Annotated in this window: 8 protein-coding genes and 1 pseudogene; all 9 read left to right on the forward strand. The window is 37.7% G+C overall.

Annotation, left to right across the window (positions count from 1 at the left end):
- A partial coding sequence (locus tag PVA01S_RS25710) for an NAD-dependent epimerase/dehydratase family protein (protein ID WP_127610695.1) occupies positions 1-551 on the forward strand: 551 nt, incomplete at its 5' end.
- A 51-nt stretch (positions 552-602) separates the two neighbouring features.
- The gene (locus PVA01S_RS25715) at positions 603-1679 is read left to right on the forward strand and encodes a class I SAM-dependent methyltransferase (protein ID WP_164751981.1); all 1077 of its coding nucleotides are present in this window, start codon (positions 603-605) and stop codon (positions 1677-1679) included.
- Positions 1640-2431 (forward strand): transketolase, encoded by a 792-nt coding sequence (locus PVA01S_RS25720; RefSeq protein ID WP_230876231.1) that lies wholly within the window; start codon positions 1640-1642, stop codon positions 2429-2431. Before PVA01S_RS25715 ends, PVA01S_RS25720 begins: the two co-directional genes overlap by 40 nt.
- Entirely contained in the window at positions 2428-3318 is an 891-nt protein-coding gene (locus PVA01S_RS25725; RefSeq protein ID WP_127610698.1) for a transketolase family protein, read from the forward strand. The genes PVA01S_RS25720 and PVA01S_RS25725 overlap by 4 nt, the downstream gene beginning before the upstream one ends.
- Before the next feature lie 15 nt (positions 3319-3333).
- On the forward strand, positions 3334-4689 hold the full coding sequence (locus PVA01S_RS25730; protein ID WP_127610700.1) for a glycosyltransferase family 2 protein: 1356 nt from the start codon (positions 3334-3336) through the stop codon (positions 4687-4689).
- Between the two features lie 235 nt (positions 4690-4924).
- Entirely contained in the window at positions 4925-5206 is a 282-nt protein-coding gene (locus PVA01S_RS25735) for a hypothetical protein (RefSeq protein ID WP_127610702.1), read from the forward strand.
- A 123-nt stretch (positions 5207-5329) separates the two neighbouring features.
- A pseudogene (locus tag PVA01S_RS27450) lies at positions 5330-5884 on the forward strand (glycosyltransferase).
- A 17-nt stretch (positions 5885-5901) separates the two neighbouring features.
- A complete protein-coding gene (locus PVA01S_RS27815; RefSeq protein ID WP_127610708.1) occupies positions 5902-6408 on the forward strand; it encodes a glycosyltransferase family 4 protein in 507 nt (168 codons plus the stop codon).
- A complete protein-coding gene (locus PVA01S_RS25755) occupies positions 6405-8033 on the forward strand; it encodes a glycosyltransferase (RefSeq protein WP_127610710.1) in 1629 nt (542 codons plus the stop codon). The genes PVA01S_RS27815 and PVA01S_RS25755 overlap by 4 nt, the downstream gene beginning before the upstream one ends.
- Position 8034 lies beyond the last annotated feature (1 nt).

An 8034-nucleotide genomic window follows, 5' to 3' on the forward strand; every position in this document is an offset into this window, starting at 1 on the left:
TTAATAAGAAGATCAAAGAAACGGATGTTGCTCATCCGACAACAATGTACGGGGTTGCTAAATTGGCAACCTGCAATTCTTCGCAAATATTGGCAAGGGAAATAGGCATTGAGGCAGTATGGGTTAGAGTTTTCAGTACTTATGGACCATATGATAACAGTGGATGGTTATTAACAGATACCATAAAAACTATGCTTGATAATAAAACACCTGCGCTAACCCTGGGGGAACAGCTGTGGGATTATCTTTATGTTGAGGATGCTGCTGAAGCATTAGTAAATTTATCGGAATCTAATACAGCTTCAGGCGTTTATAATTTGGGTTCTGGCCAGAGTTTGCCTATAAGAAGCATTATGGAACAAGCAAGAAATTTAATAAACCCAAACCTATCACTTGGGTTTGGCCAAATTCCATATAGACAAGATCAAGTCATGCATTTAGAAGCGGACATTGAACGTATCACGAAGGACACAAGTTGGAGACCTAGGACTGAATTAAGAGTCGGTTTAGGCAACTTAATTAATAGCCTGAAAAAAGATAATTGGAGTTGAGTATCAGTGAATTGTAGAATATGTGATTGGCATATGGAGCTATTCCTAAAGGTGCCTGATAGTGCGAGAGAAGTCTCGAAACTATATGATACACCAACGGCATCAAAGGGTGTAGATTTAGATTTATATAAATGCAACAGGTGTGGGCACTATCAAATCCCGGATGTTAATATTGACAGTTATTATGAAGAGTATCTCATGACAGCCAGTTACTCAGAGAAAATGCAAGATCATCAAAAAAAACAAGTGAATGAACTTTTCAAGTTATGTAAAGTGCCGGTCAATTTCTTGGAGATTGGCTGTGGGGATGGTAACTTCATGGATCACTCAAAAAATAAATTTTCTAACGTTGTCGGTGTTGAGCCGTCAAAAACATTTTTCTTTGAGTGCGAAAAAAAAGGACTTCAAGTAATAAATGAATATTTAACAAGAGATATAAAATTTAATTATTTATTTAATGCTTTTGTATCCCGACAGGTATTCGAACATTTACCTAACCCATTTGAAATTTTATCGGTTGCGTATGATTTAATGGATGATGATGCGGTGGGTTTAATTGAAGTTCCAAATGCTCAAAAAATGTTGTCGGAGGGCAGATATTTTGATTTGTTTTCGGATCATTTAAATTATTTTACTTCTATGAGTTTATGCTACTTGGCTGAAAGAGCAAATTTTAATGTGATTAAAGTTCAAGAGAGTTTCCAAGACGATTATTTAGAGATTTACTTAAGGAAAATAGAAAAGAAACCGAATTTAAACGAGAAAAGAGTGAATGACTTTAAGTATATTATTGATCATTCCAAGACATATAACCACATTTCTGCTTGGGGAGCCGGTGCAAAAGCACAAGCTATTCTAACCGTTATTGGTCAGGATTTAAATTTGAAACATATTTTTGATTCAGATCCTCACAAGCACAATAAATATATCTGTAATAGTTCGGCCCTAATCGTTACGCCAAGCTTCGAGGCCATTAATGACAATGAGCTAATTATTATTTTTGCTGTCTCGTATCAGGATGAAATCATCTCGCTGTTAAGGAACAAATATATGTTTCAAGGAGATATTATGTGTTTGGGAGGTGAACCATGCATCTTAAAAATATCAGAGAATCCATTATTTATATGACCCACTATTCAAAATCGTCGCATGTCGGCACATGCTTATCGATAGTAGAAATTTTATACGTTCTTTACTTCAAAATAATGAAAGTAGATCCGGAGAATCCGCTAAAGCCGGATAGAGACAAATTCATATTAAGTAAGGGGCATGGAAGTGCTGCCCTATACTCCACTTTGGCGGAGAGGGGTTTTTTTTCGAAGGAAATTTTAAATCGGTATTATATCGATGATGGAATTTTACCGGGTCACCTCGATATGAAAGCTGTGCCTGGCATCGAGCTGTCAACGGGGTCTTTAGGTCATGGTTTATCTGTTGGTGTGGGAATGTCAATCGCCAACATGCTGGATAATAATCCCGGGAACATTTATGTTTTATTAGGCGACGGCGAATGTAATGAGGGAAGTGTTTGGGAAGCGGCTATGTTAGCGTCGCACAATAAATTGAATAATATTACAGCAATTATTGACTGCAATAAGCTGCAAGGCTTTGGAAACACCAAAGATATAATTAACCAGGAAAATCTAGCCGAAAGATGGAAGTCCTTTGGGTGGGATGTTCTTGAGGTCGATGGTCATTCCATATTTGACCTCGAAAGCTGCTTTAATCAACCGGCAACCATGAATCCAAAAGTCATTATTGCTCATACTGTAAAAGGCAAAGGTGTTAGTTTTATGGAAGATAAACTTGAATGGCATTATAAATCGCCCAATACTCAAGAATTAGAAAAAGCGCTGAAAGAGTTGAGCCGTGCATTATGAGAACTACCTTTCTAGATACATTAATGCAACAAGCCAGAATAGATGATAGAATCTATCTAATCACTCCAGATTTGGGGTTTTCTGTCCTAGAGAAATTCAGGGATGAGTTTCCTAAGCGGTTTTTAAATGCAGGGATTGCTGAACAAAACGCTGTAGGTGTTGCATCAGGCCTGGCCCTTTCAGGAAAAATTGTCTATGTTTACAGTATAGTGCCTTTCGTAACAATGAGATGCTTTGAGCAAATTCGTATTGATGTCGCTTATATGAATACTAATGTAAGACTGGTTGGAGTCGGGGCTGGGTTATCATATGGTCCGCAAGGCGCAACCCATCACGCTATAGAGGATATTGCAATTATGCGGGCGCTTCCTAATATGACGGTTTGCGCTCCGGGTGACCCATTAGAAGTTAGAGAACTGACTAATGCAAGCTTTTATCATCAAGGCCCTATGTATATTAGACTTGGTAAAAATAATGAGCCTCAAATACACAGTCCTGGCACTAAAATCTCTTTAGGAAAAGCGATTGAAGTAACAAAAGGTGATGATTTAGTTTTAATAACGACAAGCAATACGTTGGAATTGGGTTTGAAATGGGTCAAAGAATGGGACGAACAAAACGTAAAGGTCAGACTTATAAGTATGCCAACCGTAAAGCCAATTGATGTGGAAATGATTAATAAGATCATTGAAGAGGGACTTCCCATCCTAACTTTGGAAGAACATAACATTGTAGGAGGCCTAGGGAGCGCAGTTGCTGAGGTTGTGGCAGAAAGTGAGAAGAAAATTAAGTTCAAGAGGATAGGGCTACCTGATGTGTATTCGCATTATGTCGGCAGTCAAGATTTCTTAAGAGAAAAACTTGGGTTAGTTAGACCTTCTATTTAAGAGTTGGAGGCACAAATGAAAAAACCGCTACTCACTATCATTATTCCTACTTATAATAGGGCGTCATTACTTGAAAAAGCGCTCAAATCTCTATTGCCGCAGATTAAAGATCTGGAAGATGTGGAGCTTGTCGTTTCAGATAACGCGTCAACAGATCAAACGGAAGAAGTAGTTAGGCAAGCCCTTCAAACAGGAAGCTTTAAATATAATAGAAACAATGAAAATATGGGTGCCGTAGGAAATATATTTACAGCAATCGAAGAAATCGCAACAGGGGAATATTGTTGGGTTATAGGCGACGATGATATGGTGCGGCAAGGTAAGGTCAATAAGATAGTAGAGATCATTAAAGAAAATAAATTGATTGATTATTTTTTTATTAACTATTTTACAAAACAAATCAAAGAGAGAGACGGCATTATTGATAATTTTAATTCAGCTTATACTCCTAGTTTGAAAGAGTGTTTGTCAAAAGATTTGACAGAAAAACAGCTAAATAATTGGGAGCATTTGCTGGGGATTGATACGGATTGGGCTTCTTATTTATTTACTGCCATCGTATCTAGTATCTTTAGAAGAACGACTTGGCTACAATATTCAAATTGTATTCAATTTGATAAAATAGCGGATAATCAATTTTCCAGATTGGATATGACCTATCCGCATTTAAAAATTGTTGCTATTTCCATGATTAATAAACCTGTTTATTATATTGGAGATCCCATCGTCTTATTAGGACAAGGGAGTCAAGAATGGTCAGGGCATTTGCCTAAAATATTATTACTAAGACTGAAAGATGTCATTGAACTTTATGAGGAAATAGGTGTTTCAGAAGAGTATCTTCATATTGTCCGTAATCATTATCTAAAGCAATGTGGAACTGTTTGTTTTAAACTCATTGAAGAGTCTAACGATCCTTCTCACTTTAAAATGGTTATGGATGCTATGCACTTGGCAAATGATAATAAAATATTTTTTAATTCATTTATTGAAGAGACAAGACATTTCGTTCAAAAATTAAAAACATACCAAGAATATCTGTTTGAGATGCTTGTATCAACGATAATAGCATATTCAGATAAAGATGATATCTCGATTGCTGTATGGGGAAGTGGAGAAATTTGCAGGTTGTTATACACGAGCTCAGACAACCTCGCACGTAAGGTCAAGGTAGTTATTGATAATAATAAGACCTTGCAAGGGACTGTATTTCAAAATAAGTTTATTATACGCTCTCCTGACTATTTAAAGGAAAACCATGTCGATATAATTGTTATTGCATCAATAAAATATGTTGATGAAATTATAGATCAAATCAGAAACCAATTAAATATAAATACAAGAATATTAAGTATAAAAGGGTTCAGTTGAAAAACGATTATCGGGTTTGCAAAATATCCAGCAAAATTAGGAATCCCACTTAGGGGCTGAAAGTACACATGAGGGTCTTAATGTTTCGTACAGCACCAAAACCGATATGCCAGGCGGCGCTTGATTATTTGAAAAAGCATTATATGGATGTGGAGATAGATTATATAGGGACGTAGATTGGGATCGTGGAGAAAAGCCGTGCCGGAATTATTACTTATTGGAGTATACAGGCTTTTTGGATAAGAAGAAAATCCCCGGCCAATTGTTAGAAGAGCTTAGAGATAACAAATATGATCTGATCTTGCTCCCCTATAGCTTGTATGGTTCAACCACATATAAAAACTTGCTGCGGATTGCCGATCAAATTAAGCCGCTTCATATTTTACAATACCATGACCAGGGTCCGGAAAAGCTAAAAACAATAACGGAGCTAAGGATTCGTTTATGGATCCAATCCGTGATTTTTATATTAGCAGTAATTCCGGTATTTCTAATCACCCTTATTAACTATATCTGAGCACTTCTTGTAAAATATTATAATGCAAATCGGACAAGTCGCCCATTGGATTCTGTTCAGGTTATCGGAGGGACTACACGACTTCAAAAGGTTAGAGAAATCGTACAACCGAACGATAACGGCGTGGTTAAGATTGGATGTATTGCAAGGTTGGATCCCATTAAAGGTCATCGTTATTTATTAGAGGCTGCTCAATTATTGATACAAGATCAACGTCAGTTTGAAATTTTACTAATAGGTGGAGGACCTGAGGCTGAGTCTTTAAAATCTTTTTGTGATCAAAAAGCCTTGACATCGTGTGTGCGATTTCTGGGGTTTCAAGCTGATATCAGACCCTACCTTGAGTAATGTGATATTTTTGTATTGCCGTCTTTAAATGAAGCCATGCCCATTTCCTTAATTGAAGTTATGGCCGCGCAAAAACCATTGGTTGCAACAAAGACGGGAAGTATTCCTTATATAATAGAAGATGGTGTTAATGGTTTATTAGTAAGTCCAGCTTCTTCTGTTGAACTGGCAGCGGCTCTCAAACGTTTAATGGATAATCCGGATGAAAGAGCTCAACTAGGAATGAATGCATACCGATATTATAGAGAGAATTTGTCACCAAATGCCTTTTGTAAAAAAAGATTTACGAGACAGTTGTCGATGCACCTAATCGGCCTATCCGAACAATAGTGACCACAATCTTCGATATGACGATAGGAGGTTTGCAATCTTATATCGAATTACTGCAGACTTGCTCCAGTCATACGGGTTTTCAGGTACAGGTAATGTCTCTCGGGATGGTAAATTTAAACTTAAGAGTAATGCTTTTAATTCATTTTCACATAATCTTTGCGGCCATATTTCCTAAAAGCGGGGAAATCGCTGCATTCACTTGTCGCCAAATGTTACTCCGTTATTTAATGTTGAAGATCTTGAGATCGGACCAAAAACCGGATGTGGTCCACGTCCATGATGTCATGGGATACCATGCGTTGGCTCCACTATGCAGATGGTTTTCGGTACCTCTCACATTAACGAAACATGGGGACTTGGCTAAAGAAGTGGCGGCATATGAGAAAGTAGACAAAAATAGCTTTGTCTTTCAATACTTTGATTATTTGGAACATAAGGCTTATCGAGAAGCAAAGCACCTCGTAGTTGTTGACCAGGAGTCGAAAATCAGAATTGAGCGGAGTGAGAACTTCAAATCATGAAGGTTGTCCAAGCCTTTCCTTACCATGGGGTAACCGGTGTAGATCGTTACATTTCTGTCTTAAATAGCGGGCTGCTTCAATTGGATTCCGACATAGAAATCATTAATTTAATATTTTGCTCTAGTCAAGAAGCAGTAAAACATAAAGAGATAGATCATCCAAGGGTTCATTATCGATTTATAGAATGTGATATGGGCATAAAGCTCAGCTATGATCCTATGAAAGATTGTTTTGCCGATTCAGTCACAACCTCTAAGTTTGAGCATTTTTTAGATGAGGAAAAGCCGGATGTTATTAATTTTCAGCATCTATCCGACCTAGGTGTTTCATTACTGGGAGTAGCCAAAGAAAAAGGAGTTTCGACGGTGGTCACTTTACATGACTACTGGTCCATCTGTCCCAGAAGTTTTCTTATAAACTCGGATTTAAAATTGTGTGACGGTCCCAACCTTGGCGCAAGATGTATCCATTGTTTCGATTCAGCCCATCAACATGTTGGAACTGAAGTAATGCCATTTGTAGCTAGATACCAATTTATCACAGACGCATTGGACAAGAAAGCAGATCTAATTGTGACTGTATCCGATGCTATAAGAAATAGATTATTACAAGAGGGGCTAAATGACAAGAAGGTTGTTTCCATCCATACATCTTTAGATTCTTTGGATAGAACAAGTTTGAAAATCAACCATGACAAGAACGGGGTTACCTTTGGATTTATTGGCAATTTGCTTGTACATAAAGGCCCCCATATTCTTCTAGAGGCATTTCGTCAATTGAATGACCCTCATTCAAGATTAGTCATTTATGGATCCATTGATCCGTTATATCGGCCAACTATTGAAAAAGTAATGGGCAGTATACCTAATGTTTTTTGGAAGGGCTCATATCAGTCCAACGAGCTAGAGGCCATTTTTGATGAAATAGATGTTCTGGTTGTTCCAACGATTTGTCCGGAACAGCCGCTAGTCATCCTAGAAGCACTCCAGTATCATACTCCGGTTATAGGGTCAAATTTGGGAGGCATTCCCGAAATGATTGGTCCGGAGTTCGGGGCTTTGTTTGAAGCGGGAAATATAGAACAGTTACTTTTGCTAATGAAAAAAATCACCGCTTTTCCTGAGATATTAACATCTTGGTCGAAACAAATTCCGGTATTGCCGTCGGTTGAGACTTTTTGCAAGAAAGTATACGATTATTACAAAGCAACTGCACGGCGTCGTATTTCGCCAGGTGTTGTAAAATCGGATCACCTATCACTTCTAGGACCCCAAGATAAAGGCTTCCTAAGAAGACCAATGATACCAAGGCAAATCAAGCGTATAGAGGCGCATTTATATACTGTTGGTGCAAGAAAGGTAGCCATATTCGGTACTGGACATCTTGGACTAATGATCTATCGACATTTAGTTAAACGAGATGTGAAGATTATCAGTTTTATTGATAATGACCCTAAAAAATGGGACCAAGTCATTGATGGCATACCAGTAACGTCTCCGACTCAGATCACAGATATTGTCGGATTAGAAATGATAATTATCGTGTCGGATTGGGAGATAGAAATCATGGAGCAACTGGAGAGTATGGAATTGAATGTTCCAGTTATGGGGTTTTATAGCTATTAAC

The sequence above is a fragment of the Paenibacillus validus NBRC 15382 genome, from assembly GCF_004000985.1.
In the GTDB taxonomy this organism is placed as follows: domain Bacteria; phylum Bacillota; class Bacilli; order Paenibacillales; family NBRC-103111; genus Paenibacillus_G; species Paenibacillus_G validus.

Excerpts from the sequence above, each read along its gene's own strand:
- PVA01S_RS25720 (WP_230876231.1), top strand. The coding sequence starts at position 1,640 with ATGCATCTTAAAAATATCAGAGAATCCATTATTTATATGACCCACTAT.
- PVA01S_RS25725 (WP_127610698.1), top strand. The coding sequence starts at position 2,428 with ATGAGAACTACCTTTCTAGATACATTAATGCAACAAGCCAGAATAGAT.
- PVA01S_RS25730 (WP_127610700.1), top strand. The coding sequence starts at position 3,334 with ATGAAAAAACCGCTACTCACTATCATTATTCCTACTTATAATAGGGCG.
- PVA01S_RS27815 (WP_127610708.1), top strand. The coding sequence starts at position 5,902 with ATGACGATAGGAGGTTTGCAATCTTATATCGAATTACTGCAGACTTGC.
- PVA01S_RS25755 (WP_127610710.1), top strand. The coding sequence starts at position 6,405 with ATGAAGGTTGTCCAAGCCTTTCCTTACCATGGGGTAACCGGTGTAGAT.